Source organism: Bacillus sp. LJBV19 (genome assembly GCF_017797845.1).
Taxonomy (GTDB): Bacteria; Bacillota; Bacilli; order Bacillales; family Bacillaceae; genus Bacillus; species Bacillus velezensis.
Window position 1 is genome coordinate 863,516 of the sequence record NZ_CP072563.1, and the last position, 25,882, is coordinate 889,397.

Below are 25,882 nucleotides of genomic sequence, written 5' to 3' on the forward strand. Positions count from 1 at the left end.
TGTATGAAAAAAAGTAAATGGATCTTGCCGGCAGTCTGTGTGCTGGCTGCGGCAGCCGCTCATATTTTTTTCTTAAAAGAGTGGTCGGCAGGCCGCTATATGACGGGGTCTGGAGACGGGATCGCCCAAATGGCGGTCTTCAAAAAGCTGCTGTTTGATCAATATATGAACGGCAGGCTGTTTTACAGCTATTCGTTCGGACTGGGCGGGGGAGTGTACAGTCAGCTCGGCTATTATTTCTCTACTTCTTTTCTATTCCTGTTTATCTCCGCCGCTGTCCGCTTTTTGCAGCTTATTCAGCTGACGGGCGAGGCTGATGCGCTGTTCTGGGCGCAGGCCTCCGTTTTTATCAGCATTGCCAAGCAGAGTTTTATCATATTCACGGCGGCGTGTGTGTTCCGTTATTTCGTCAAACGGACGGTGCCTGCTTTTGCCGGCGCCGTGTTGTACGGGGTCTCGATTATCTACTTCCGGCATGAGGTATATTGGGACTTTTTCACTGACAGTATGGTGTGGCTGCCGCTGCTCGTGTTGGGCGCGGAAAAAATCATCAGGGAAAAAAAGCCGGCGTGGTTTATCTTCGCCTGTGCGCTGACATTGATCAACAACTTTTATTTTGCGTATATTAATCTGATTTTCATCGGCATTTATATCTTATTCAGGTGGATGATTCCTCTTGAAGGCAATGAGGCGAAAAGGCTCACTCAATGCAGGATATTTATTCTGTCGGGCCTTCTCGGGTTCGGCATAAGCGCAGTTTCCTTTATTCCTGTCGTATACGGATACCTTCATAATCTGCGGCCGCCGTATTCAGAGCATATTGCATGGCTTGATTTTTCCGACAACATTTTATTTTCAAGCCGGATTATCATCCTGCCGGCGGCTTTTTTGCTCTTTCTATTTACATTTTCTTTATACAAAAACCGCTTGTTCCGGCTGTTTGCGGGAATCAGTCTGCTGTATATTCTGTTTCACTTCAGCCCGTTCGCGGCAAGTGCCTTTAACGGCTTTTCAGCTCCGCAGAACAGGTTTGAATACGTCCTGTGCTTCACGATTGCCGGAACGGTTTCAGCCGGGCTTTCTAGGCTTTCAGGCATCAGCATGAAGAGTATGCTGATGTCCGCCGTACTCGTCGTTCTGCTCTATTGGAGCCAGGTGAGGCGGTACAGTCTGGATATTTCTGATCACGCCAATCTGCCCGTCATTCTTCTTCTGGTGCTGACCATAGCCGCTTTCTTCGCAGCAAAGACAAGACTGAAAGGCGCGGTGCCCGCCGTCTATGCCGTCATTTTGCTTACGGCGGTGCTTACGGCTAATACATATGAAAAATATGCTTTATCAGAAGGCGGGAAGATTTATACGGTATCGCATACATTTATGACGGGTGCTGACTATAAAGGCAAAGAGCAATCAGAGCTCATTCAGCGTCTGAAAGAAAAAGACCCTGATCCTTTTGCCCGTTTAGATTGGATGAACGGTGTTTTCAATAACACCCCGATCATATACGGGTTCAACGGATTCAGCGTATACTCAAGCATACTGAACCGCAATCTGCTGTCCTTTTACTGGAACGACCTCCGGATTGATATGGGCAGAGAAAGCGTCAGCCGCTATGCGACATTAGGAAACAGGGCTAATTTATACAGCCTGCTTTACGGAAAATATTATATGACGGAAAAAGCAAACGAGGCCGGCGTGCCGTACGGGTTCAAAAAAATCATGGAATCATCCCATTATGCGGTTTATCAAAATCAATATATGCTTCCGTTCGTACGGACAGCCGATCGCGTATATAACGAGGGCGGCCTGAAAAAAGCGCCCGCCCTTGCCAGGGAACGGGCAATGCTTGACGGGATCGTCACGGAATCAAGCACAACCAACACGAAAAAAGCGCCCGAGGCGAAAAATATAATCCGCCATGCAGAGGTAGCGGCCGAACATGGCGATTATCATAACGGCATCCTGACGGTAAACGAAGACGGCGGCGGCCTGATCATTAAGCCGCAAGCCGCTAAGATGGACGGCGGCGATTATTACGTCAGCTTTTATTTGAAGAATAAAGCGAAGGACCAGGGCTTTACATTAAAAGTGAACGATTACACGACAACGAGAAAATCGAATCAATCCATTTACAAAACAGGTGTCAACGATCTTACTGTGAGAGTGCCGAAAACAAAAAACATCCAAATCCGTCTGCCGAAAGGATCGTATCAGCTTGACAGACTGGCGCTTTATGAAGAACGGTACGATACGCTGAAAAGCGCATACCGAAAAGCGGAAAAAGAACCGCCGGCCGATCTCAGCTGGCGCGGAAATACGCTTCATATCTCGTATGATAACAAAACCCGCGCGCCGTATATCATGCTTCCGATTCCATATGAAAAAGGCTGGGAGCTGAAGATAAACGGCAGAAAAGAGCAGATTGAAAAAGCGGATTATTCCTTTATCGGATTTAAAGCGCAAAAAGGAAAAAACGATATTCAATTAACGTATTACCCGCCGTTTTTTAAACCCGCGGCCGCTCTATCGGTGATCAGCATCGTGTTTGCCGCTATATATGTGAGAAGACAAAAAAAGCCCGGCTCTTAAACAGAGCCGAGCTTTAATTTTTTCTGCAGTTTTTCCTCGCTGAAAATCCAGCCCGTGTAAGAAGAGAGAAGCTCTAAATCATGACTGAGGTGGACGATGGCGACAAAAGGATAGTGGCCTTTGCTCCGGTAGCGCAAATCAATAAAGCGCACCTCATAATGATCTTTAAAGGTATCGACCTCCCACCTGTAAACGGGGGAAAATGAAAGAAAGGCTGCAATATTTTCGTCCTGTTTCGCGGCCTTCATCACATCGGTTTCCGGAACGGGCACGCGGTTGAATGTATCCAATATCACGACATGGCCGTCAAGGCTTCTGCCGACATAAAAGGCATGCGCCGTCGTCACGGCGATACGCCACTGCCTGAATTTCATCGTCGGCGAAATAATGATGGTTTCAATCTCCTCTTCAATCATCTCGCGCAGCCTTCGCTTTATCCGCAGCTGCATCAAAAACCGGACGGCGTAATATCCTGCGAGGATGATATAAAGCATCAGAAATGTCACGCCCGGGTGACCTCCGATATACCACACGGCAATCGCGGCCAAATGGCTGACGAAAATAAACGGATCAAAGGTATTGATTAAACCGAGCGCGATCCATTTTTTCGAAAACGGGCGGATGGCCTGCGTGCCGTACGCGTTAAAAATGTCAACAAACACATGCAAAACGACAGCCAGAAGCGTCCACAGCCACAGGTGCAAAAAGTTCGCTTCCGGATAAAACATATACAAAATACCCGGAATCAGAACGGACCAAAATAAAACGGCGGGAATGGAGTGCGTGAATCCTCTATGATTTCGAATATAAACGGCATTATTTTTCAGCTTCAATATGGTATCAATATCAGGTGCCTGAGAGCCGGCAAGAGCGGCGATCATAACTGCCTGAGACATGGGGGTGTGCATGCCGACGGCAGGATCAAGAGTTGCGATTCCGCCAAGCGCGATACCCATGACAACGTGAGTGCCAGTATCCATTGTTGACCTCCTAGCAGGCGTTAAAAAATCAGTCGCCCGCATATTTCGCATTATAAGATATTCCCCATTTTCTGTTTGCCCAATCATGGCGTTTATCCGCCGTTCTCATATGTTTCCGCTTTTTCTTTATCACTATTTAATGTAACATATTATCGTAACGTGCCCTAAGTTTACACCAAAATACGGTGTCAAGAAAAGCGGAACCCGAAACATCTGAGGAGAAGATATGAACGCACTTGAAGAAAAAATGAAACAAAAAGATATAGACAAATTTCGCGAGGACTTAATTACATGGTTCGAAAGAGAACAGAGAATTCTGCCGTGGAGAGAAAATCAGGACCCGTATCGGGTGTGGGTATCAGAGGTGATGCTGCAGCAGACGCGCGTAGAAACCGTCATTCCTTATTTCCGGCGGTTTGTTGAGCAATTTCCGACCGTTTCGGCGCTCGCTGAAGCCGATGAGGAAAAAGTGCTCAAAGCCTGGGAAGGGCTAGGTTATTACTCCCGTGTAAGAAATCTGCAAAGTGCCGTAAAAGAAGTGCATGAGCGGTACGGGGGAGTCGTCCCTGCCGAGGAAAAGGAATTTGGCGGACTGAAAGGCGTCGGCCCTTATACAAAAGGCGCCGTGCTCAGCATCGCATACAACAAACCGATTCCCGCCGTAGACGGCAATGTGATGCGTGTCATGTCGAGAATTCTTTCCATATGGGACGATATCGCAAAACCTAAAACGAGAACCATTTTCGAACAGGCGGTATCCGCTTTCATTTCTCATGAAAAACCATCTGAATTCAATCAGGGTTTAATGGAGCTCGGCGCGATCATCTGCACCCCGAAATCGCCGTCCTGCCTGCTTTGCCCCGTACAAAAGCACTGTTCGGCATTTGCGGAAGGGACAGAGCGGGAGCTGCCCGTTAAAAGCAAAAAGAAAAAGCCCGGAATAAAAACAATGGCAGCCGTTGTGCTGACAGACGATCAAGGCGATGTCTATATTCATAAACGGCCGCCAAAAGGCTTGCTCGCCAACTTGTGGGAGTTTCCGAATACCGAAACCCAGAAAGGAATCAAAACCGAGAGAGAGCAGCTTGAAACCTATTTAGAAAAAGAGATGGGAACAACCGCTGAAATCGGGGAGCTGGAAGGCATCGTAGAGCATGTTTTCACCCATCTCGTCTGGAATATTTCGGTCTTTTTCGGTAAAGTAAAACAAGTGTCGGATACAACGGAATTCATACGGGTCACAAAAGAGGAGCTCGAGGAATACGCATTTCCCGTTTCCCATCAAAAGATATGGAAAATGGCGGAAGAAAGCGGCCGCCTGTAAAAAGCGTCAGTCATAGCTGACGCGAGTGCCGTGGCCGTAATCCGCTTCATTCCGTTTCAGTCCGCCGCGGGATTCGATTTCCTGAATCAGTTCCCGGTATTTGGACTGGCCTTCTTCGTTTAAATACGGCATAATTTGCTGGAAGGCATGATGGAAATAGGCGAGCTCTGAATCTCTCCAATCTTTTTTGGGCATCATGGCCAATTCGCCCATATCACGTCCGACATACATATAAAAGACCCCTTTCAACACATATTGCTTTTATTGTTTGTTGAATGAAAAGAACTATACACAGCAAGGAGCTGAGGAAAAATGGAACAAAATAAATGCGCACTGATCACGGGAAGCAGCCGCGGCGTCGGGAAAGCAGCCGCCATCAGACTCGCGGAAAAAGGATACAACATCGTCATCAATTACGCCCGCAGTAAAAAAGCGGCATTAGAAACCGCCGAAGAAATTGAAAAACTCGGCGTTAAAACGCTCGTCATTAAAGCCAATGTCGGCCAGCCGGCAAAAATCAAAGACATGTTCCGCCAGATTGACGAAACATTCGGCAGACTGGACGTGTTCGTCAATAATGCGGCTTCAGGCGTGCTGAGACCGGTTATGGAACTCGAAGAAACACACTGGGACTGGACGATGAATATCAATGCCAAAGCATTGCTTTTCTGCGCCCAGGAAGCGGCAAAGATGATGGAGAAAAACGGAGGCGGCCACATCGTCAGCATCAGCTCGCTCGGCAGCATCCGCTATCTTGAAAACTATACGACGGTCGGTGTCTCAAAAGCCGCTTTAGAATCGTTAACCCGTTATCTGGCGGTTGAGCTGTCTCCGAAAAATATCATCGTAAACGCGGTGTCAGGCGGAGCGATTGATACGGACGCGCTGAAGCATTTCCCTAACAGAGATGAACTGCTGGAAGATGCCCGCCAAAATACGCCGGCCGGCAGAATGGTCGAAATTAAAGATATGATTGATACGGTGGAGTTTTTAGTTTCTTCAAAAGCGGACATGATCCGCGGCCAGACCATCATAATTGACGGCGGACGCTCTCTGCTCGTATAAGTTTTAAAAAAGATGAATAGCCTTATCGTCTCCTGCGCATTCTATAGTGCGTGGAGGTGATAACAATGGCAAACTCAAAATTCAGCAAAACAGACGTTCAGCAGGTGAAAAGACAAAACCAGCAATCAGCTCCCGGTCAGGGTCAATTCGGCACTGAATTCGGCAGTGAAACTGATGCGCAGCAGGTTAGAAAGCAAAACCAATCTGCTGAACAAAACAAACAGCAAAACAGCTAATCACTGAAACGAAAAAGCACTTCATCTTCGGATGGAAGTGCTTTTTTCTGTTGCCGAAACGACAAAACTTGTGATTCCTCTACAGAATGAGTCAAAGGGTTTTCCCGCGGAAAATCGAAATGGTAAGGAGTATCAACCTAAAAGCCTAAGGAGGAACCCGATGTCAGAGTTTGAAAAGCTTGTAAGTGAACAGATGAAAATCATGGATCAGCTTCTCGAGCTGCAGTCAGAACTTGACCGCTGCCGCCAGGTGGAAGCGGAACTCATCAGTCTTGAAAGAGATGCAAAGCTGGACAATGTACAGGACGAAATTGCGACAAAGCGAAAAGACCTGGCCGGCATACAGGAGTTATTCCAAAGGCAGACAGAGCAAGTCATCCAGTCTTATCGCAGCACGGAAAAGCCGTCTTCCTATGTGCAGAAATGAATGTGCCATTCCGGAAGCGGAGTGGTTCTTTTATTTTCATTTTTTAATTCGTAACGTTATAATAGTGAAAAGACTTGTCGGAAAGCAATTGCGGCTGCATTGACTGCAGGGCTTTACAGAAAGTAGGGGAGAAATATGGGATATCCCAAGGAAGGAGAAACCATTCAAATTCACAGCTATAAGCATAACGGGCTGCTTCATCGAATTTGGAATGAAACGACGATTTTAAAAAGTACGGAATTGTGTATCATCGGAGCCAACGACCGGACAATGGTGACGGAATCCGACGGACGGACGTGGGTGACGAGAGAGCCGGCGATCTGCTACTTTCATGCCCGTCAGTGGTTTAACGTCATCGGAATGCTGAGAGATGACGGGGTACACTATTATTGCAACATCAGCTCGCCGTTCGCTTATGACGGAGAGGCCATCAAATATATTGATTACGATTTGGATGTCAAGGTGTTTCCGGATATGACGTATAACATTCTTGACGAGGATGAATACGATGACCACCGCAAATCAATGAATTACCCTAAAGAGATCGACAGCATTCTGAAGGAGTATCTGAATACGCTGCTGCACTGGATTCATCAGCGGAAAGGACCGTTTGCTCCGGAATTTGTTGATATGTGGTATGAACGGTATCTGCGCTATACAAAATAAAGAATACAATAAAAAAACCTGTTGGGGTGTCAACAGGTTTTTCACATGGGCTCACACGCCTTAAAGAGAGAGGGGGATAAAGTGTGGGCGTAATCAGACGCTATATGCAATTTGTAAAACCTTATAAAAAACAAATTTTTATCACAGTGTTAATCGGCATTATAAAATTCTCCATCCCGCTGGCTCTCCCGCTTCTGTTAAAATACGTGGTCGATGACATTATTCAAGGGAGCGGAACGGCAAGCGCTAAAACATCATCGCTATTCACGATAATGGGCATCATGTTCGTGCTGTTTTTAATTCTGCGCCCCCCGGTAGAGTACTATCGGCAATACTTCGCGCAATGGACGGGCAGCCGGGTGCTCTACGATATCAGGGGGGTATTGTTTGATCATATTCAAAAATTGAGCCTGAGGTTTTATGCCAACACGAGAACGGGCGAAGTCATTTCCCGGGTGATAAATGATGTCGAACAGACAAAAGACTTTGTCATAACGGGACTGATGAATATCTGGCTTGATATGATGACGGTGCTGATCGTCATCTGTATTATGTTTACACTCGATGTCAAGCTGACATTGATATCTGTCATTTTGTTTCCGTTATACGGAATTTCAGTGAAATACTTTTACGGCCGCCTCCGAAAACTGACACGTGAGCGTTCTCAGGCACTCGCCCAAGTTCAGGGACATTTGCACGAAAGAGTTCAGGGGATGCCCGTCATCAGAAGTTTTGCCATTGAAGATTATGAACAAGCCAATTTTGATGAAAAAAACGGACATTTTCTGGACAGAGCGATCCGTCATACGAATTGGAACGCAAAAACGTTTGCAGTCGTGAATACCATTACGGATTTGGCGCCGCTGCTTGTTATCGCGTTTGCGGGTTATTTTGTCATAAACGGTCCCCTGACGGTAGGGACGATGGTTGCGTTCGTCGGCTACATTGACAGAATGTACAATCCGGTCAGAAGATTGATCAACTCATCGACGACGCTGACCCAGTCGATCGCTTCGATGGACCGCATATTTGAATTTATCGACGAGCCGTATGAACTGACTGATAAACCGAATGCAGTAAAAGCTGACGGCATTAAGGGCGAAGTTGAATTCCGAAATGTCTCGTTCCGTTATGAGGAAGGAAAAGAAACGATTTTGCAGGACGTTTCCTTAAAGGTGACAAAAGGGGAAACCGTCGCGCTCGTCGGGATGAGCGGCGGCGGAAAATCGACGCTTGTCAGCCTCATACCGCGTTTTTATGATGTATCCGGCGGCAGCCTGCTGATTGACGGCACAGATATTCGCGATTATGAAGCGAGAAGCCTCCGCAATCAAGTCGGTATGGTGCTTCAGGATACGTTTCTGTTCAGTGAGACGATTCGTGAAAATATCGCCATCGGTAAACCGGGAGCGTCTCTGGATGAGGTGGTTGCGGCAGCGAAAGCGGCAAATGCCCATGAATTTATTATGAATTTCCCCGAAGGCTACGAAACCAAAGTCGGCGAACGGGGCGTCAAATTGTCAGGCGGGCAGAAACAGCGGATTTCCATCGCGCGTGTATTCTTAAAAAATCCGCCGCTGTTAATCTTGGATGAAGCGACATCGGCTCTTGATCTTGAAAGTGAACACTACATTCAGGAAGCGATGGAAAAGCTTGCGAAAAACCGGACGACTTTTATCGTCGCCCACAGGCTGTCCACGATTACGCATGCGGATAAAATTGTCGTCATGGAAAACGGCGCCGTCGTCGAAACCGGCACGCACGAGGAATTAATGGCCCAAGGCGGCCAGTACAGACACTTATTTACGATTCAGAATTTGAACTGATACAAAAACTTATGCCGTCCGAATGGGCGGCATAAGTTTTTTTGAATGCAAAAAAACCCGGTTTTACGGAAGCACCGGGTTACTCTTCGTCTGTTTCTAATTCGCTGTCTTTCGGGTGGTATGTCTGAAAACTCGTAATTAATGTATCGAGATGCTCCAGCTGCTCGCGGTATTCCGCAACCGCAGCCATAATGCTGAGCATATTGTAATCAAGCAGTTCATCCTCGCAGTTCTGCTGATTTTTCAAGAAAGACTTCGTCAAAAGCTGTTTATATCTTATGCTTTCTTCAGCATCGTCATCATGCGGTTTGATCTTGCCGACCGTCCGCATCAGAATCCTTTCGTGCCAATGAAGCAGATAATCAATTTCTTCTGTCAGCGTCTCCTGAAATTCCTCCGGCATATGATAAATCTCGTTTTCATAGCGGTGCAGCTTTTTCAGCGTATCAAGCGCCCGATTCGCCGTAATAATCGCCTGTCTGAACAATACAAGTTTGCGCGACTTTACATACGTCGTTTTCTTAAAGTAGCTTCTCTCCTCTTTATAAAGAAGGTACGTATGATCAAGCTTCATCATCTTTTCCTTCAGCTTCTCAATATCCTCTTTCAATATCGAGTGTTCCGTGGACTGGCGCATCGTCAGCCTGATCCATTTCATGATCTCATCGGTATATTCAACCGTATGATGAGTCAGCTTCGTTTCGTATTTCGGCGGAAGAAACACAAGGTTCACAATAAAAGAAGACAGCACGCCTAAAATAACGGTGCTTGTTCGTATCAGAGCGAACGTCAGGAAGCTGTTTCCCGGTGTTTCTAAAATCGCGATAACCGTCACGAGCGCAATCGAAATGGTGTGTTCAATTTTCAGTTTTAACATGATCGTGATGACAATCACTGCGGTCAATCCGATCATAATCGGACTCGGTCCGAAAATCAGTCCGAATGCCGTAGCGATGACAGCGCCGATGATATTTGCCTGAACCTGATCAATAATGATAAGAAAAGACCTGTAAATAGAGGGCTGTATGGCAAATATAGCTGCAATCCCGGCAAAGATCGGCGACGGAAGTCCGATCCATGATGCTAAGTAGAGCGCGAGCGTAATCGCAATCCCTGTTTTAAAAATGCGGGCACCAAGTTTCATTGGTTTGTGCGTGCATTCCTTTCTCTAATAAATTATGTGCCGAACGAACGGCTGACACTTACATTTCCCTGTCGGCTGATTTGCTAAACAATAAAGTAATATACAGGGATCATACCAATTATTCAAGGTCTTTTTTTGAAAAAACCATTATCTCACAAATCGGACAAAAGAAACAAGCGGAAGCCCCGGGCTCCCGCTTGTTTCAGCAGTTATTTTTTCATATGTCTGAACGCATCTTCAACGGCTTGTAAAGTGGCGTCGATATCCTCTTCAGTATGTGCGGTTGTGATAAACCAAGCTTCATACTTCGATGGAGCGAGATTGATGCCGCGCTCAAGCATCAGCTTGAAGAACTTGGCGAATGCTTCTCCGTCCGTATTTTCCGCCTGCTCGTAATTGACGATCTTTTCATCAGTGAAGTAAACCGTGAGCGCGCCTTTTAAACGGTTGACGGTGATGGTAATGCCATGTGTCTCCGCATGGGCGAGAATGCCTTGCTCAAGTCTGGCGCCGAGCTCATCAAGCCGCTCATAAACGCCTTCTTCTTTCAGCACTTCCAGGCAGGCGATGCCTGATAGGATAGATGCCGGGTTTCCGGCCATCGTACCGGCTTGATATGCCGGGCCGAGCGGAGCAACCTGCTCCATGATCTCTTTTTTGCCTCCGTAAGCGCCGATCGGCAAGCCGCCCCCGATAATTTTACCGAGCGCCGTTAAATCAGGCTTCACTTGAAGAAGATCCTGCGCGCCTCCGTACATAAAACGGAACGCCGTGATCACTTCATCATAAATGACGAGCGCGCCCGCTTTATGGGTCAATTCATTTACCTGTTCTAAAAATCCTTCTTCAGGTTCAACGATGCCGAAGTTGCCGACGATCGGCTCGACGAGAACCGCTGCAATTTCCGAACCCCATTTATCCAGCGCGGCTTTGTAGCTTTCAATGTCATTGAAAGGAACGGTAATCACCTCATTGGCGATGCTTTTCGGCACGCCGGCGGAATCGGGGGTGCCGAGCGTAGACGGGCCGGAACCCGCAGCGACAAGCACGAGATCAGAGTGGCCGTGATAGCAGCCGGCGAATTTAATGATTTTTGTCCGGCCTGTATAAGCGCGTGCAACCCGGATCGTTGTCATCACCGCTTCAGTGCCTGAGTTTACGAATCGTACTTTATCAAGTGAAGGAATGGCCTCCTTCAGCATTTTGGCGAAAGTGACCTCATGTTTGGTCGGCGTCCCGTACAGCACGCCGTTTTCAGCCGCTGTTTTAATCGCTTCAGTAATATGCGGATGGGCATGTCCGGTAATAATCGGGCCGTAAGCCGCTAAATAATCGATATACTGATTCCCGTCTACATCCCAGAAATAAGCGCCGTTCGCTTTTTCCATCGCAACGGGTGAACCGCCGCCTACCGCTTTATAGGATCTGGACGGGCTGTTCACGCCTCCGACGATATGCTCTAACGCTTCCTTATGAAGTTCAACTGATTTTGTATACAAAAAATGACCCTCCTAATATCTCCTTACATCATGTTCTATTGTAGCATGCTTCATTGCAAGCACAACGGTTCATGCTTCCAGAAAAGAGCGGGAGGATAACGGTTGTAATCTTAACGTGAATTGGATACGCTTAATAAAAAACCCGGAGGTATAAGAAATGACGATTGAAATCGGACAAACAGCACCGGATATGAAATTAGTGAATGACAGCGGGGAAGAAGTAGCATTGACGGATTTTAAAGGGAAGTACGTCGTTCTCTATTTTTATCCGAAAGACATGACACCCGGATGCACAACGGAAGCATGTGATTTCCGTGATCAGCACGAAAGTTTCGCGGGACTTGATGCGGTTATCATCGGAGTAAGCCCTGACAGCCGTGATAAACATGAAAAATTTAAGCAAAAACACGATCTTCCTTTCCAGCTCCTCGTTGACGATGAGCACAAACTGGCGGAAGCTTTTGATGTGTGGAAGCTGAAGAAGAATTTTGGGAAAGAATATATGGGTATCGAGCGATCTACTTTTTTGTTAGATAAAGAAGGCCGTCTTGTGAAGGAGTGGAGAAAGGTAAAAGTGAAAGATCACGTTGCCGAGGCGCTTCGCGAATTGGAACAAATTGCGTCTAATTAATGGACAAATGCTGAACTCACGGGGTTTTCTTCAGATTACATTTGACAGGAGACCGGAAAAAGATGTACACTAATTATAAACATTATAAAGTAAGAATCTTTTTTAGAAGAGAGGTGCATGACGGATGGCTGCACATGAATTAAAAGAAGCCTTAGACACGTTGAAGGATACGGGAGTCCGGATTACTCCTCAACGTCATGCCATTCTGGAATATCTCGTGGATTCTATGGCACATCCGACAGCGGACGATATATATAAAGCCTTGGAAGGGAAATTCCCTAATATGAGTGTTGCGACAGTGTATAACAATTTGCGTGTATTCCGGGAAGCGGGGCTTGTAAAGGAACTGACGTACGGAGATGCGTCCAGCAGATTTGATTTTGTCACCTCTGACCATTATCACGCCATTTGTGAAAGCTGCGGAAAAATCGTAGACTTCCATTATCCCGGGCTTGACGAAGTGGAACAGCTTGCGGCTCACGTCACGGGGTTTAAGGTAAGCCACCACCGTTTGGAGATTTACGGCGTCTGCCAAGAATGTTCCAAAAAAGAAAACCACTAAACGAAGCTGACCGCTTTGATACGGTCAGCTTCGTTTATTTTACACTGTTTTTTCTGTTATAAGACTCATCGAACGCTTTGCCTTCCAATCCTTTATCCAATGTAAGCGGCTCTCTGCAATGCATGCACATATCCACTCTGCCCAGAATCTTCGTTTCTTTCTCGCAAGCGGGGCACATCACCCGGACCGCTTTTGTGGACAGCATGCCGATCCAAAAATAAACGGCGGTGCTGAGCCCGATCGACAGCAGGCCGAGAATCATAAACAAGCTGGCAAGCAAAACAGACTGCTTAAAGAACAGCCCGATGTACATAATGATAAACCCAACGAAAACCAAACTTAACGCAAACGTTCTGATCTTATTAATTTTGCTTGAGTATTTCGCCATGTCCATCCCCCTCTCGTTTAACTATAGCACAAAACAGATGGCATATTCTTCATGTTTTCGTAAGAAAAGGGAAGAATAAATATGGCACCTGAAAGGAAATTTGTTATAATAGTGCAATGTGTTTAGAAAAAAGGACTTTCATGTTTTATCATAGAAATGTAGAAACAATAGCTAGTGAAACAATCGCATTGGAGGAATCGTAATGGACAATCTTCTCCGTCCAATTTACCAAGAAAGAGCAAGTCATCCCGATACGCTGGCCGTCCTTATGATTGAGAGAAGGAGTAAAGCATCATCCATCACGGATAACTTTGATGCGGTCATGCTTGTCATTGTCAAACAGGCTGATGAACCTCTTTTTATAAAGCATTATGAATTCGAACAAAAAACCGCCTCTTTACATATTGTAACGGATGCTCTGCTTCAGGAATGGATTCTGCTTGGGACAAATAGAAGAGTCATAGATTGGATCATCAACGGCAAAGTGCTGTTTGACCGCAATGAATATATATCTGAACTCAATGACCGGCTCAGCACTTTTCCTTTCGCCGAGCGGAAATTAAAGATCGGAATGGAATACGGCAAGCTGATCAGAAGATTTGTAGAAGGAAAAGCGTTTTTTGAAGCTGATCATTTTCTGGATGCATATTATGCGGTAGTGCATGCTCTTCACCACTTGGCCCGCATAGAAGTGATTGACCGGGGGTTTTATCCCGAAACGACAGTCTGGAACCAGGTCCGTCACATTGAGCCGCAGGTATATAAGCTATATTCCGAACTTGTCGAGAGTCACGAAAGTTTGGAGAAAAGGCTCGAATTATTATTCTTAGCAAATGATTTTCTCATCCATTCAAAAGCTGAAATCGGTTCTGCGCACCTTTTTCAAGTGATGAAAGAAAAAGAAATGTGGCAGTTTGGAGAATTGCTTCAGCACCCTGAACTGCTGCACTTCACCCAAGATCTTGGTGTCATGCTTGATTACCTGACGGAAAAAGGCTTTGTTGAAGTATCTCAAATAGAGACCAAAGGGCAGGAAGTATATCATCGAGGATATTCTTTCAAAAAAAGTGTTGACGCTGAATCATAGGCATGGTATATTATTAAACGTCGCTGATGCGCTTCAACAAAAAGCTCACAGCGGCGGAGAAATAAAAACAAAAAAACATTTGACAGCAACTTGCTGAAATGTTATACTGAAAAAGTCGCCTCAAGATGAGGTTGAGATGATCTTTGAAAACTAAACAAGACAAAACGTACCTGTTAATTCAAAGTTTTAAATAAATCGCACAGCGATGTGCGTAGTCAGTCAAACTACTTTATCGGAGAGTTTGATCCTGGCTCAGGACGAACGCTGGCGGCGTGCCTAATACATGCAAGTCGAGCGGACAGATGGGAGCTTGCTCCCTGATGTTAGCGGCGGACGGGTGAGTAACACGTGGGTAACCTGCCTGTAAGACTGGGATAACTCCGGGAAACCGGGGCTAATACCGGATGGTTGTTTGAACCGCATGGTTCAGACATAAAAGGTGGCTTCGGCTACCACTTACAGATGGACCCGCGGCGCATTAGCTAGTTGGTGAGGTAACGGCTCACCAAGGCGACGATGCGTAGCCGACCTGAGAGGGTGATCGGCCACACTGGGACTGAGACACGGCCCAGACTCCTACGGGAGGCAGCAGTAGGGAATCTTCCGCAATGGACGAAAGTCTGACGGAGCAACGCCGCGTGAGTGATGAAGGTTTTCGGATCGTAAAGCTCTGTTGTTAGGGAAGAACAAGTGCCGTTCAAATAGGGCGGCACCTTGACGGTACCTAACCAGAAAGCCACGGCTAACTACGTGCCAGCAGCCGCGGTAATACGTAGGTGGCAAGCGTTGTCCGGAATTATTGGGCGTAAAGGGCTCGCAGGCGGTTTCTTAAGTCTGATGTGAAAGCCCCCGGCTCAACCGGGGAGGGTCATTGGAAACTGGGGAACTTGAGTGCAGAAGAGGAGAGTGGAATTCCACGTGTAGCGGTGAAATGCGTAGAGATGTGGAGGAACACCAGTGGCGAAGGCGACTCTCTGGTCTGTAACTGACGCTGAGGAGCGAAAGCGTGGGGAGCGAACAGGATTAGATACCCTGGTAGTCCACGCCGTAAACGATGAGTGCTAAGTGTTAGGGGTTTCCGCCCCTTAGTGCTGCAGACTAACGCATTAAGCACTCCGCCTGGGGAGTACGGTCGCAAGACTGAAACTCAAAGGAATTGACGGGGGCCCGCACAAGCGGTGGAGCATGTGGTTTAATTCGAAGCAACGCGAAGAACCTTACCAGGTCTTGACATCCTCTGACAATCCTAGAGATAGGACGTCCCCTTCGGGGGCAGAGTGACAGGTGGTGCATGGTTGTCGTCAGCTCGTGTCGTGAGATGTTGGGTTAAGTCCCGCAACGAGCGCAACCCTTGATCTTAGTTGCCAGCATTCAGTTGGGCACTCTAAGGTGACTGCCGGTGACAAACCGGAGGAAGGTGGGGATGACGTCAAATCATCATGCCCCTTATGACCTGGGCTACACACGTGCTACAATGGACAGAACAAAGGGCGCGAAACCGCGAGGTTAAGCCAATCCCACAAATCTGTTCTCAGTTCGGATCGCAGTCTGCAACTCGACTGCGTGAAGCTGGAATCGCTAGTAATCGCGGATCAGCATGCCGCGGTGAATACGTTCCCGGGCCTTGTACACACCGCCCGTCACACCACGAGAGTTTGTAACACCCGAAGTCGGTGAGGTAACCTTTTAGGAGCCAGCCGCCGAAGGTGGGACAGATGATTGGGGTGAAGTCGTAACAAGGTAGCCGTATCGGAAGGTGCGGCTGGATCACCTCCTTTCTAAGGATTTTAACGGAATATAAGACCTTGGGTCTTATAAACAGAACGTTCCCTGTCTTGTTTAGTTTTGAAGGATCATTCCTTCAAAACATAGGAACACCTGCTAAATGCGCCACTTCCTGTGGCAACGCATGTGTTAGCATGTCCTATGCGTTGTTCTTTGAAAACTAGATAACAGAAGTAATTCACATTCAATTAGTAATGCAAGATATCACGTCAAGATATCACGTAGTGATTCTTTTTAACGGTTAAGTTAGAAAGGGCGCACGGTGGATGCCTTGGCACTAGGAGCCGATGAAGGACGGGACGAACACCGATATGCTTCGGGGAGCTGTAAGCAAGCTTTGATCCGGAGATTTCCGAATGGGGAAACCCACCACTCGTAATGGAGTGGTATCCATATCTGAATACATAGGATATGAGAAGGCAGACCCGGGGAACTGAAACATCTAAGTACCCGGAGGAAGAGAAAGCAAATGCGATTCCCTGAGTAGCGGCGAGCGAAACGGGACCAGCCCAAACCAAGAGGCTTGCCTCTTGGGGTTGTAGGACACTCTGTACGGAGTTACAAAGGAACGAGGTAGATGAAGAGGTCTGGAAAGGCCCGCCATAGGAGGTAACAGCCCTGTAGTCAAAACTTCGTTCTCTCCTGAGTGGATCCTGAGTACGGCGGAACACGTGAAATTCCGTCGGAATCCGGGAGGACCATCTCCCAAGGCTAAATACTCCCTAGTGACCGATAGTGAACCAGTACCGTGAGGGAAAGGTGAAAAGCACCCCGGAAGGGGAGTGAAAGAGATCCTGAAACCGTGTGCCTACAAGTAGTCAGAGCCCGTTAACGGGTGATGGCGTGCCTTTTGTAGAATGAACCGGCGAGTTACGATCCCGTGCAAGGTTAAGCAGAAGATGCGGAGCCGCGCGAAAGCGAGTCTGAATAGGGCGAATTGAGTACGTGGTCGTAGACCCGAAACCAGGTGATCTACCCATGTCCAGGGTGAAGTTCAGGTAACACTGAATGGAGGCCCGAACCCACGCACGTTGAAAAGTGCGGGGATGAGGTGTGGGTAGGGGTGAAATGCCAATCGAACCTGGAGATAGCTGGTTCTCTCCGAAATAGCTTTAGGGCTAGCCTCAAGGTAAGAGTCTCGGAGGTAGAGCACTGATTGGACTAGGGGCCCCTACCGGGTTACCGAATTCAGTCAAACTCCGAATGCCGATGACTTATCCTTGGGAGTCAGACTGCGAGTGATAAGATCCGTAGTCGAAAGGGAAACAGCCCAGACCGCCAGCTAAGGTCCCAAAGTATACGTTAAGTGGAAAAGGATGTGGAGTTGCTTAGACAACCAGGATGTTGGCTTAGAAGCAGCCACCATTTAAAGAGTGCGTAATAGCTCACTGGTCGAGTGACTCTGCGCCGAAAATGTACCGGGGCTAAACGTATCACCGAAGCTGCGGACTGTTCTTCGAACAGTGGTAGGAGAGCGTTCTAAGGGCTGTGAAGCAAGACCGGAAGGACTTGTGGAGCGCTTAGAAGTGAGAATGCCGGTATGAGTAGCGAAAGAGGGGTGAGAATCCCCTCCACCGAATGCCTAAGGTTTCCTGAGGAAGGCTCGTCCGCTCAGGGTTAGTCGGGACCTAAGCCGAGGCCGAAAGGCGTAGGCGATGGATAACAGGTTGATATTCCTGTACCACCTCCTCACCATTTGAGCAATGGGGGGACGCAGGAGGATAGGGTAAGCGCGGTATTGGATATCCGCGTCCAAGCAGTTAGGCTGGGAAATAGGCAAATCCGTTTCCCGTGAAGGCTGAGCTGTGATGGCGAGCGAATTATAGTAGCGAAGTTCCTGATTCCACACTGCCAAGAAAAGCCTCTAGCGAGGTGAGAGGTGCCCGTACCGCAAACCGACACAGGTAGGCGAGGAGAGAATCCTAAGGTGATCGAGAGAACTCTCGTTAAGGAACTCGGCAAAATGACCCCGTAACTTCGGGAGAAGGGGTGCTCTGTTAGGGTGCAAGCCCGAGAGAGCCGCAGTGAATAGGCCCAGGCGACTGTTTAGCAAAAACACAGGTCTCTGCGAAGCCGTAAGGCGAAGTATAGGGGCTGACGCCTGCCCGGTGCTGGAAGGTTAAGAGGAGCGCTTAGCGTAAGCGAAGGTGCGAATTGAAGCCCCAGTAAACGGCGGCCGTAACTATAACGGTCCTAAGGTAGCGAAATTCCTTGTCGGGTAAGTTCCGACCCGCACGAAAGGCGCAACGATCTGGGCACTGTCTCAACGAGAGACTCGGTGAAATTATAGTACCTGTGAAGATGCAGGTTACCCGCGACAGGACGGAAAGACCCCGTGGAGCTTTACTGCAGCCTGATATTGAATGTTGGTACAGCTTGTACAGGATAGGTAGGAGCCTTGGAAACCGGAGCGCCAGCTTCGGTGGAGGCATCGGTGGGATACTACCCTGGCTGTATTGACCTTCTAACCCGCCGCCCTTATCGGGCGGGGAGACAGTGTCAGGTGGGCAGTTTGACTGGGGCGGTCGCCTCCTAAAAGGTAACGGAGGCGCCCAAAGGTTCCCTCAGAATGGTTGGAAATCATTCGCAGAGTGTAAAGGCACAAGGGAGCTTGACTGCGAGACCTACAAGTCGAGCAGGGACGAAAGTCGGGCTTAGTGATCCGGTGGTTCCGCATGGAAGGGCCATCGCTCAACGGATAAAAGCTACCCCGGGGATAACAGGCTTATCTCCCCCAAGAGTCCACATCGACGGGGAGGTTTGGCACCTCGATGTCGGCTCATCGCATCCTGGGGCTGTAGTCGGTCCCAAGGGTTGGGCTGTTCGCCCATTAAAGCGGTACGCGAGCTGGGTTCAGAACGTCGTGAGACAGTTCGGTCCCTATCCGTCGCGGGCGCAGGAAATTTGAGAGGAGCTGTCCTTAGTACGAGAGGACCGGGATGGACGCACCGCTGGTGTACCAGTTGTTCTGCCAAGGGCATCGCTGGGTAGCTATGTGCGGACGGGATAAGTGCTGAAAGCATCTAAGCATGAAGCCCCCCTCAAGATGAGATTTCCCATTCCGCAAGGAAGTAAGATCCCTGAAAGATGATCAGGTTGATAGGTCTGAGGTGGAAGTGTGGCGACACATGGAGCTGACAGATACTAATCGATCGAGGACTTAACCAATTTGAATGTATGCTTACTGTTATCTAGTTTTGAGAGAATTTTTTTCAAAAAAACTCTTGCTTTTTCTGAAATACATAGTATAATAATACATGTCACTAAAACGTCTGGTGATGATGGCGAAGAGGTCACACCCGTTCCCATGCCGAACACGGAAGTTAAGCTCTTCAGCGCCGATGGTAGTCGGGGGTTTCCCCCTGTGAGAGTAGGACATCGCCAGGCAGACTTCATTCCGCAGTAGCTCAGTGGTAGAGCTATCGGCTGTTAACCGATCGGTCGTAGGTTCGAATCCTACCTGCGGAGCCATTTATGGAGAGCTGTCCGAGTGGCCGAAGGAGCACGATTGGAAATCGTGTAGGCGGTAACCCCGTCTCAAGGGTTCGAATCCCTTGCTCTCCGCCACTAATTATTAATACATAACAAACGAAAAAATACCAGGGCCCGTTGGTCAAGCGGTTAAGACACCGCCCTTTCACGGCGGTAACACGGGTTCGAATCCCGTACGGGTCACTTATATGATGGAGGATTAGCTCAGCTGGGAGAGCATCTGCCTTACAAGCAGAGGGTCGGCGGTTCGAGCCCGTCATCCTCCACCATTATTATCGCGGGGTGGAGCAGTTCGGTAGCTCGTCGGGCTCATAACCCGAAGGTCGCAGGTTCAAATCCTGCCCCCGCAACCAAAAATTAAATGGTCCGGTAGTTCAGTTGGTTAGAATGCCTGCCTGTCACGCAGGAGGTCGCGGGTTCGAGTCCCGTCCGGACCGCCATTTATAAAAAGGCTCGGTAGCTCAGTTGGTAGAGCAACGGACTGAAAATCCGTGTGTCGGCGGTTCGATTCCGTCCCGAGCCACCATTTGCCGGTCTAGCTCAATTGGTAGAGCAACTGACTTGTAATCAGTAGGTTGGGGGTTCAAGTCCTCTGGCCGGCACTCTAAATGATGGAGGGGTAGCGAAGTGGCTAAACGCGGCGGACTGTAAATCCGCTCCCTCAGGGTTCGGCAGTTCGAATCTGCCCCCCTCCACCATTTTATAAATAGGGGCATAGTTTAACGGTAGAACAGAGGTCTCCAAAACCTCCGGTGTGGGTTCGATTCCTACTGCCCCTGCCATTATATTATTTATTCATCTTCAGATTATGGCGGTTGTGGCGAAGTGGTTAACGCACCAGATTGTGGCTCTGGCACTCGTGGGTTCGATTCCCATCAATCGCCCCATATTATCATTGGGCTATAGCCAAGCGGTAAGGCAACGGACTTTGACTCCGTCATGCGTTGGTTCGAATCCAGCTAGCCCAGTTGCATTTTTTAAAAAACAACAGCATAAGATGTATTAAGTTCTTTTACATGTTGCGGAAGTAGTTCAGTGGTAGAACATCACCTTGCCAAGGTGGGGGTCGCGGGTTCGAATCCCGTCTTCCGCTCCAAATTACGGCGGCATAGCCAAGTGGTAAGGCAGAGGTCTGCAAAACCTTTATCCCCGGTTCGAATCCGGGTGTCGCCTTTCTATTGCCGGGGTGGTGGAATTGGCAGACACACAGGACTTAAAATCCTGCGGTAGGTGACTACCGTGCCGGTTCAAGTCCGGCCCTCGGCACCAATTTAACTTTGAACGAACTATGTTAAATTGGTCATCAGTTTTCACATTATAAAACATATATGAGAGTGATTTGCATATTGCAGATCACTTTTTTTATATAATAAAAACGTAATGACTATCAATATAAGTTTCTTGTTTGTATCGGATATACTGCATTACCATTTAAAAAACTTTGCTAAAACCGTTGACGGTTTATAAAATACATGTTATATTTATATACGTCGGTTGAACACGACGCATTACATGCCGGTGTGGCGGAATTGGCAGACGCGCACGACTCAAAATCGTGTTCCTTCTGGAGTGCCGGTTCGACCCCGGCCACCGGTATAAAAAGGCTTCTACAATATGTAGAAGCCTTTTTTGTTGTATGAAAATATCCTCCAAGGCTTGTGAAAACATGATACCTGCTGATTGTATAAATCCGCTTTTTTCAAAGATACTAACAAGAAGTTCTTTGAAAGAGGTGTTTTTAGTGGAAGGGACTTGGGCTTGTCTTATCCCATTTATTCTGGTCATTCCCATTTCAATCATTACAAAGCAAGTGCAGTCCGGTCTGTTTGTGGGTTTGCTGGTCGGAAGCTATCTTTTGCATCCCAGCTTGCTTGGCGGGATTGAACATATGGTTCAATATGTAATCAGCAATATTGTCGTCACCAATAATATTAGAATCATTGTGTTTCTATATTCATTTGCCGGCCTTGTAGGGATTATAAAGCTGACCGGCGGGATAAAAGGATTCGTCCATTTGATCAGTAAAAAAGTTAAAACCAAAAAAGGTGCGATGCTGCTTGCATGGCTGTCGACATTTGGCACGTTCAGTGAACCGGACTTTCGCATCGTCACAATTGCACCGATCATGAAAGCGTTAAGCAAGCGTCTGGACCTGTCGAAACAGAAAATTGCGTATGCCATTGAGTTTACGGCAAACCCTGTCATTGCCTTGATTCCGATAGCAACGGCATTTGTCGGCTACATGGTTTCCATTATCGGACAGGCCCTTAAAACGTCAGGAATAGATCAGCCGGCTTACACGGTATATGTGAAAAGTATTCCTTTCAATTTTTTCTCCATTGTGATTATATTAGTCGGAATTTATTACTGCTTTTTTAAGAAACAAAAAGCGGACGAAAGCTTAGAAAAAACAGAAAAGAGCGGACAAACTTCTGCTCGCAAACATAACAAAAATACGGAACCGATTCCGCGGAACAGCGGTGTGTTGCTTTCAAAAGGCTCAGGTTCATTCAACATGGAAACAGGGACGATCTCAGATATTCACGGTGAACATACGGGAATGTTCGAAAGTGATGAGCATGCTGACCAGCAGGAGGAGCTGGATTCGGCGCACCGTGCTTATATTAAGGAAACACCGATTCGGCCTTGGAATTTAATCATTCCGATCGGGCTGTTTTTGCTATTAACACTCTTTCTCAGCTGGTGGGACGGTCATTCAAAAGCACAAGGGTTTTTGAATGCTTTTATCAAAAGTGATATGCTTGGCGTCATGTTAACCGCATTATTGGCAGCGGTTATTGCAGCATTTGCTCTTTTTATGTTTCAGCGTTTTCATGCAGGCGAGCTTGTTACCCATTTTATTAAGGGCGGAAACGAATTGGTCAACGTTATTATTATGTTATCGCTGATTTGGGCCGTAACAGCAGTATCTGAAGATCTGGGATTCTCGAAATATGTTACTTCTCATTTAACGTCATGGATCCCTCATATGTTTATTGCGCCGTCTCTTTTTATACTGGGGGCTGTTATATCCTATTTTATCGGGTCATCCTGGGGGACTTGGGGGCTATTAATGCCGCTCGGCGTAACGCTGGCGGTTCAGTCACATACCAGCTTATTATTAGCGATCGGGGCCGTGTTTGCGAGCGGAACATTTGGAGCGTTTGCTTCTCCTCTCAGTGATAATACGGTGACAACCTGTACGGTGTTGGGGATCGATGTTGTGAAGTATGCCCGTTCGAAGCTTGTTCCGGCGCTTATCGCCGCAGGGATCTCCGTTGTGTTATACGGTGCGTTTTCATTTTTCAGATAACAAATACTTTTTGAAGGCGTTATCCGAAAATGGGATAACGCCTTTTTATGAGCTGTTATACTAGAGAAAAAAAGAGGTGATGACGTGAAGCAGATTATTGCAATGGGCGGCGGAGGCTTTTCCATGGAGCCGGATCATCTTGTGCTGGATCAGTATATTTTAGAGCAGTCGGCGCGGTCAAAGCCGAAAGTTTGTTTTTTGCCGACGGCAAGCGGAGATTCGGAGAATTATATCGGCAGGTTTTATCAGGCCTTTCAAAAGCTGCGGTGTGAGCCGGATCACTTGTCGCTGTTTAAACCGCCGGGTTCTGATCTCAGATCCTTTCTCATGAAGAAAGATATTATATATGTCGGCGGCGGAAATACGCGCAATATGCTTGTCTTATGGAAAGAATGGGGGCTTGACCGTATTCTTCGTGAGGCTTGGGAAAACGGCATCATGTTGGCGGGTCGGTTGGCGGGTCTCAGCGCCGGGGCGATTTGCTGGTATGAAGAAGGATTGACGGATTCAGCTGGAGATTTGAGAGAGTTAAGAGCTTTAGGATTTTTGCCGGGCAGCTTTTGTCCGCACTATGACGGAGAAGCGGGGCGCCGGCCGGTGTATCACCGTCTGATTTCAGAAAAGAAACTCAGGGAGGGCTATGCCGCTGATGACGGCGCTGCGCTTCATTATAAAGACGGTCAGCTGATCCGGGCTGTCTCTTCCCGGGAAACCGCAAAGGGTTATCGGGTTTTTAATACCGAAGAAGGCGTTCGGGAAGCAGAGCTTATGACTGTCCCGTTATCTGAATTTTGATAATATGCTTTTTTTTGTACACAACTTATGTTACGATGAGAGCGAAATCAATAGTTACTGGGGGTGCCCGTCTGAGCGGGCTGAGAGAGAAGCGGCGGCTTCTTAACCCTTTGGACCTGATCTGGTTCGTACCAGCGTGGGGAAGTAAAGGTTTTATTATTGTTGAAGAAAACAATAATAGTTTCTTTCTGACTGCAAAACCGGGTTCTTCTTTGAACCCGGTTTTTTTGTGCTGGTGCTGAGCTTGGTTCTGTTATTCAAATGATAAAGGAGAGATTTGTATGCAAAATCAATCAGTACAGCAAGCGAACATTTCCATTATGTCGAGTTTTTCCGACAGTAAAAAGGTTTATGCAGAAGGTTCTTCGCCCGATATACGAGTGCCGATGCGGGAAATCAGCCTGAGTGCGACTACGGGGGCATTCGGGGAAGAGGAGAATGCGCCGGTCCGTGTTTATGATACGAGCGGGCCGTATACAGACCCGGATGTACAAATTGATATTCATGAAGGGCTGGGGGCGCTCCGCACAAAGTGGATTACCGGGCGCGGAGATGTAGAGGAATATAACGGCCGGACCGTGAGACCTGAAGACAACGGCTATAAAAAAGAGGGCCGTGCCGCCGAATACCCCGGCCTACAGCGGAAACCGCTTCGGGCCAAGCCGGGGAAAAATGTAACACAATTGCATTATGCGAGAAAAGGCATCATTACGCCGGAAATGGAGTTTATCGCAATTCGCGAGCATGTGTCTCCCGAATTTGTCAGGGAAGAGGTGGCGAGCGGACGGGCGATTATTCCTTCTAACGTCAACCACCCGGAAAGCGAGCCGATGATTATCGGCCGGAATTTTCATGTGAAAATTAATGCAAATATCGGCAACTCGGCTGTTACATCTTCTATCGAAGAAGAAGTCGAAAAAATGACGTGGGCGATTCGCTGGGGCGCCGATACGATGATGGACTTATCCACGGGAAAAGACATTCATACGACGCGTGAATGGATTATCCGCAACTGTCCCGTGCCTGTGGGGACGGTGCCGATTTATCAGGCGCTTGAAAAAGTAAATGGCATTGCCGAGGATTTAACGTGGGACATTTATCGTGACACATTGATTGAGCAGGCGGAGCAGGGCGTGGATTATTTCACCATCCATGCCGGCGTACTGCTTCGTTACGTCCCGTTAACGGCCAAACGCACGACGGGAATCGTATCCCGCGGCGGGGCGATTATGGCGCAATGGTGCCTGGCTCATCATCAGGAAAGCTTTCTGTACACGCATTTTGAAGAAATTTGTGAAATCATGAAGACCTATGATATCGCTTTTTCACTTGGTGACGGGCTTCGCCCCGGTTCGATTGCGGATGCCAATGATGAAGCGCAGTTTGCGGAATTGGAGACTCTCGGAGAATTGACGGAGATCGCGTGGAAGCACGATGTGCAAGTGATGATCGAAGGACCGGGTCATGTGCCGATGCATAAAATTAAGGAAAACATGGACAAGCAGCTGGAAATTTGTAAAGAGGCGCCTTTTTACACGCTCGGGCCATTAACGACGGATATCGCTCCGGGTTATGACCACATTACTTCAGCAATCGGCGCGGCGATGATCGGCTGGTACGGGACGGCGATGCTTTGCTATGTCACGCCGAAGGAGCATTTGGGGCTGCCGAATCGTGATGATGTAAGAGAAGGCGTCATTACGTACAAAATCGCAGCACATGCCGCAGACCTTGCTAAAGGGCATCCGGGTGCACAGATCCGTGACGATGCTCTGTCTAAGGCGCGGTTTGAATTCCGGTGGCGTGATCAATTTCATTTGTCGCTTGATCCTGAAAGAGCAATCGAATATCATGATGAAACGCTGCCGGCTGAAGGCGCAAAAACGGCTCACTTCTGTTCGATGTGCGGTCCGAAGTTCTGCAGCATGAGAATTTCTCAGGATATTCGTGATTATGCGAAGGAAAACGGACTTACTGAAGACGAGGCCGTCAATGAAGGGCTGAAAGAAAAAGCAAAAGAGTTTGCGGAGAAGGGAAGCCGCTTATATCAATAAAAGAAAAGATGAAGATGGA

Annotated in this window: 17 protein-coding genes, 16 tRNA genes, 3 rRNA genes, 1 pseudogene and 1 riboswitch; of the genes and pseudogenes, 32 read left to right on the forward strand and 5 right to left on the reverse strand. The window is 47.8% G+C overall.

Features of this window, described 5'->3' with window-relative positions; genetic code table 11:
• The first annotated feature begins 3 nt into the window (after positions 1 to 3).
• Positions 4 to 2,589: a YfhO family protein gene (locus J6600_RS04310; protein WP_209388024.1), complete on the forward strand. Its 2,586-nt coding sequence runs from the start codon at positions 4 to 6 to the stop codon at positions 2,587 to 2,589.
• Here J6600_RS04310 and J6600_RS04315 read toward each other — a convergent pair.
• Entirely contained in the window at positions 2,586 to 3,569 is a 984-nt protein-coding gene (locus tag J6600_RS04315; protein ID WP_209388025.1) for a metal-dependent hydrolase, read from the reverse strand. The genes J6600_RS04310 and J6600_RS04315 overlap by 4 nt on opposite strands.
• Positions 3,570 to 3,795: 226 nt before the next feature.
• Between J6600_RS04315 and mutY the strand changes: the two genes are divergently transcribed.
• Positions 3,796 to 4,893 carry an A/G-specific adenine glycosylase gene (mutY, locus tag J6600_RS04320; RefSeq protein WP_022552792.1) on the forward strand — a complete coding sequence of 366 codons (1,098 nt, stop codon included), beginning with the start codon at positions 3,796 to 3,798 and terminating at the stop codon, positions 4,891 to 4,893.
• A gap of 6 nt (positions 4,894 to 4,899) precedes the next feature.
• On the opposite strand, the gene J6600_RS04325 is transcribed toward mutY, so the two are convergent.
• Positions 4,900 to 5,124 carry a hypothetical protein gene (locus J6600_RS04325; protein ID WP_017419157.1) on the reverse strand — a complete coding sequence of 75 codons (225 nt, stop codon included), beginning with the start codon at positions 5,122 to 5,124 and terminating at the stop codon, positions 4,900 to 4,902.
• A gap of 81 nt (positions 5,125 to 5,205) precedes the next feature.
• On the opposite strand from J6600_RS04325, the gene fabL reads away from it, so the two are divergent.
• The 5 genes and pseudogenes from fabL to J6600_RS04350 all read left to right on the forward strand — a co-directional run bounded on the left by fabL (position 5,206) and on the right by J6600_RS04350 (position 9,113).
• Positions 5,206 to 5,958 (forward strand): enoyl-[acyl-carrier-protein] reductase FabL, encoded by a 753-nt coding sequence (fabL, locus tag J6600_RS04330; protein WP_003155478.1) that lies wholly within the window; start codon positions 5,206 to 5,208, stop codon positions 5,956 to 5,958.
• Between the two features lie 83 nt (positions 5,959 to 6,041).
• Positions 6,042 to 6,194, forward strand: a pseudogene (locus tag J6600_RS04335) (gamma-type small acid-soluble spore protein); the annotation flags it as partial.
• A gap of 160 nt (positions 6,195 to 6,354) precedes the next feature.
• A complete protein-coding gene (locus J6600_RS04340) occupies positions 6,355 to 6,621 on the forward strand; it encodes a YgaB family protein (protein WP_003155476.1) in 267 nt (88 codons plus the stop codon).
• A 135-nt stretch (positions 6,622 to 6,756) separates the two neighbouring features.
• On the forward strand, positions 6,757 to 7,287 hold the full coding sequence (gene ntdP, locus J6600_RS04345) for a nucleoside tri-diphosphate phosphatase (RefSeq protein WP_003155475.1): 531 nt from the start codon (positions 6,757 to 6,759) through the stop codon (positions 7,285 to 7,287).
• 83 nt (positions 7,288 to 7,370) lie between these two features.
• Positions 7,371 to 9,113 (forward strand): ABC transporter ATP-binding protein, encoded by a 1,743-nt coding sequence (locus tag J6600_RS04350; RefSeq protein ID WP_014417243.1) that lies wholly within the window; start codon positions 7,371 to 7,373, stop codon positions 9,111 to 9,113.
• 79 nt (positions 9,114 to 9,192) lie between these two features.
• Here the strand turns inward: J6600_RS04350 and J6600_RS04355 are convergent, their stop codons facing one another.
• Together J6600_RS04355 and J6600_RS04360 are read right to left on the reverse strand one after the other, a co-directional pair.
• Positions 9,193 to 10,257, reverse strand: coding sequence for an aromatic acid exporter family protein (locus tag J6600_RS04355; RefSeq protein WP_007610190.1), 1,065 nt, complete (start codon positions 10,255 to 10,257; stop codon positions 9,193 to 9,195).
• Positions 10,258 to 10,466: 209 nt separating this feature from the next.
• Complete coding sequence (locus J6600_RS04360) at positions 10,467 to 11,756, reverse strand: glutamate-1-semialdehyde 2,1-aminomutase (RefSeq protein WP_007408567.1); 1,290 nt, start codon at positions 11,754 to 11,756, stop codon at positions 10,467 to 10,469.
• Between the two features lie 157 nt (positions 11,757 to 11,913).
• Here J6600_RS04360 and bcp point away from each other — a divergent pair, with 157 nt between their 5' ends.
• Positions 11,914 to 12,387 (forward strand): thioredoxin-dependent thiol peroxidase, encoded by a 474-nt coding sequence (gene bcp / locus J6600_RS04365; protein ID WP_003155466.1) that lies wholly within the window; start codon positions 11,914 to 11,916, stop codon positions 12,385 to 12,387.
• A gap of 124 nt (positions 12,388 to 12,511) precedes the next feature.
• On the forward strand, positions 12,512 to 12,949 hold the full coding sequence (perR, locus tag J6600_RS04370; RefSeq protein ID WP_003155465.1) for a peroxide-responsive transcriptional repressor PerR: 438 nt from the start codon (positions 12,512 to 12,514) through the stop codon (positions 12,947 to 12,949).
• Between the two features lie 34 nt (positions 12,950 to 12,983).
• On the opposite strand, the gene J6600_RS04375 is transcribed toward perR, so the two are convergent.
• The gene (locus J6600_RS04375) at positions 12,984 to 13,337 is read right to left on the reverse strand and encodes a YgzB family protein (protein WP_007408568.1); all 354 of its coding nucleotides are present in this window, start codon (positions 13,335 to 13,337) and stop codon (positions 12,984 to 12,986) included.
• A 202-nt stretch (positions 13,338 to 13,539) separates the two neighbouring features.
• On the opposite strand from J6600_RS04375, the gene J6600_RS04380 reads away from it, so the two are divergent.
• The 23 genes from J6600_RS04380 (at position 13,540) to thiC (ending at position 25,863) form a co-directional block, all read left to right on the forward strand.
• Entirely contained in the window at positions 13,540 to 14,424 is an 885-nt protein-coding gene (locus J6600_RS04380; RefSeq protein ID WP_014417244.1) for a nucleotidyltransferase-like protein, read from the forward strand.
• A gap of 229 nt (positions 14,425 to 14,653) precedes the next feature.
• A 16S ribosomal RNA gene (locus tag J6600_RS04385) occupies positions 14,654 to 16,202 on the forward strand.
• Positions 16,203 to 16,448: 246 nt separating this feature from the next.
• Positions 16,449 to 19,377 (forward strand): 23S ribosomal RNA (locus tag J6600_RS04390).
• A 103-nt stretch (positions 19,378 to 19,480) separates the two neighbouring features.
• Positions 19,481 to 19,596 (forward strand): 5S ribosomal RNA (gene rrf, locus J6600_RS04395).
• The 16S, 23S and 5S rRNA genes sit together here with 16 tRNA genes alongside, the layout of an rRNA operon.
• A 9-nt stretch (positions 19,597 to 19,605) precedes the next feature.
• Positions 19,606 to 19,680: transfer RNA gene (locus J6600_RS04400), tRNA-Asn, on the forward strand.
• A 5-nt stretch (positions 19,681 to 19,685) separates the two neighbouring features.
• Positions 19,686 to 19,776, forward strand: a tRNA-Ser gene (locus tag J6600_RS04405).
• A 36-nt stretch (positions 19,777 to 19,812) separates the two neighbouring features.
• Positions 19,813 to 19,884 (forward strand) — tRNA-Glu (locus J6600_RS04410).
• Between the two features lie 10 nt (positions 19,885 to 19,894).
• Positions 19,895 to 19,970 (forward strand) — tRNA-Val (locus J6600_RS04415).
• A gap of 7 nt (positions 19,971 to 19,977) precedes the next feature.
• A tRNA-Met gene (locus J6600_RS04420) sits at positions 19,978 to 20,054 on the forward strand.
• 10 nt (positions 20,055 to 20,064) lie between these two features.
• Positions 20,065 to 20,141: transfer RNA gene (locus J6600_RS04425), tRNA-Asp, on the forward strand.
• Between the two features lie 10 nt (positions 20,142 to 20,151).
• Positions 20,152 to 20,227, forward strand: a tRNA-Phe gene (locus J6600_RS04430).
• Positions 20,228 to 20,230: 3 nt separating this feature from the next.
• Positions 20,231 to 20,303: transfer RNA gene (locus J6600_RS04435), tRNA-Thr, on the forward strand.
• 11 nt (positions 20,304 to 20,314) lie between these two features.
• Positions 20,315 to 20,399, forward strand: a tRNA-Tyr gene (locus J6600_RS04440).
• 10 nt (positions 20,400 to 20,409) lie between these two features.
• Positions 20,410 to 20,483: transfer RNA gene (locus tag J6600_RS04445), tRNA-Trp, on the forward strand.
• A gap of 29 nt (positions 20,484 to 20,512) precedes the next feature.
• Positions 20,513 to 20,588: transfer RNA gene (locus J6600_RS04450), tRNA-His, on the forward strand.
• Between the two features lie 9 nt (positions 20,589 to 20,597).
• Positions 20,598 to 20,669, forward strand: a tRNA-Gln gene (locus J6600_RS04455).
• 53 nt (positions 20,670 to 20,722) lie between these two features.
• Positions 20,723 to 20,797, forward strand: a tRNA-Gly gene (locus tag J6600_RS04460).
• A 6-nt stretch (positions 20,798 to 20,803) separates the two neighbouring features.
• Positions 20,804 to 20,874, forward strand: a tRNA-Cys gene (locus J6600_RS04465).
• Positions 20,875 to 20,881: 7 nt separating this feature from the next.
• Positions 20,882 to 20,970, forward strand: a tRNA-Leu gene (locus tag J6600_RS04470).
• 245 nt (positions 20,971 to 21,215) lie between these two features.
• Positions 21,216 to 21,297 (forward strand) — tRNA-Leu (locus J6600_RS04475).
• A gap of 145 nt (positions 21,298 to 21,442) precedes the next feature.
• Positions 21,443 to 23,014 (forward strand): Na+/H+ antiporter NhaC family protein, encoded by a 1,572-nt coding sequence (locus J6600_RS04480; protein WP_032863830.1) that lies wholly within the window; start codon positions 21,443 to 21,445, stop codon positions 23,012 to 23,014.
• Positions 23,015 to 23,098: 84 nt separating this feature from the next.
• Entirely contained in the window at positions 23,099 to 23,809 is a 711-nt protein-coding gene (locus J6600_RS04485; RefSeq protein ID WP_209388027.1) for a Type 1 glutamine amidotransferase-like domain-containing protein, read from the forward strand.
• A 49-nt stretch (positions 23,810 to 23,858) separates the two neighbouring features.
• Positions 23,859 to 23,969, forward strand: a riboswitch (TPP riboswitch).
• A 121-nt stretch (positions 23,970 to 24,090) separates the two neighbouring features.
• Complete coding sequence (thiC, locus tag J6600_RS04490; RefSeq protein ID WP_209388028.1) at positions 24,091 to 25,863, forward strand: phosphomethylpyrimidine synthase ThiC; 1,773 nt, start codon at positions 24,091 to 24,093, stop codon at positions 25,861 to 25,863.
• The last annotated feature ends 19 nt before the right edge of the window (positions 25,864 to 25,882 follow it).

Coding starts and splice junctions, on each gene's coding strand:
- ntdP (WP_003155475.1), top strand. CDS start 6,757: ATGGGATATCCCAAGGAAGGAGAAACCATTCAAATTCACAGCTATAAG.
- J6600_RS04355 (WP_007610190.1), bottom strand. CDS start 10,257: ATGAAACTTGGTGCCCGCATTTTTAAAACAGGGATTGCGATTACGCTC.
- J6600_RS04375 (WP_007408568.1), bottom strand. CDS start 13,337: ATGGCGAAATACTCAAGCAAAATTAATAAGATCAGAACGTTTGCGTTA.
- fabL (WP_003155478.1), top strand. CDS start 5,206: ATGGAACAAAATAAATGCGCACTGATCACGGGAAGCAGCCGCGGCGTC.
- perR (WP_003155465.1), top strand. CDS start 12,512: ATGGCTGCACATGAATTAAAAGAAGCCTTAGACACGTTGAAGGATACG.
- J6600_RS04315 (WP_209388025.1), bottom strand. CDS start 3,569: ATGGATACTGGCACTCACGTTGTCATGGGTATCGCGCTTGGCGGAATC.
- bcp (WP_003155466.1), top strand. CDS start 11,914: ATGACGATTGAAATCGGACAAACAGCACCGGATATGAAATTAGTGAAT.
- J6600_RS04325 (WP_017419157.1), bottom strand. CDS start 5,124: ATGTATGTCGGACGTGATATGGGCGAATTGGCCATGATGCCCAAAAAA.
- J6600_RS04310 (WP_209388024.1), top strand. CDS start 4: ATGAAAAAAAGTAAATGGATCTTGCCGGCAGTCTGTGTGCTGGCTGCG.
- J6600_RS04340 (WP_003155476.1), top strand. CDS start 6,355: ATGTCAGAGTTTGAAAAGCTTGTAAGTGAACAGATGAAAATCATGGAT.
- mutY (WP_022552792.1), top strand. CDS start 3,796: ATGAACGCACTTGAAGAAAAAATGAAACAAAAAGATATAGACAAATTT.
- thiC (WP_209388028.1), top strand. CDS start 24,091: ATGCAAAATCAATCAGTACAGCAAGCGAACATTTCCATTATGTCGAGT.
- J6600_RS04380 (WP_014417244.1), top strand. CDS start 13,540: ATGGACAATCTTCTCCGTCCAATTTACCAAGAAAGAGCAAGTCATCCC.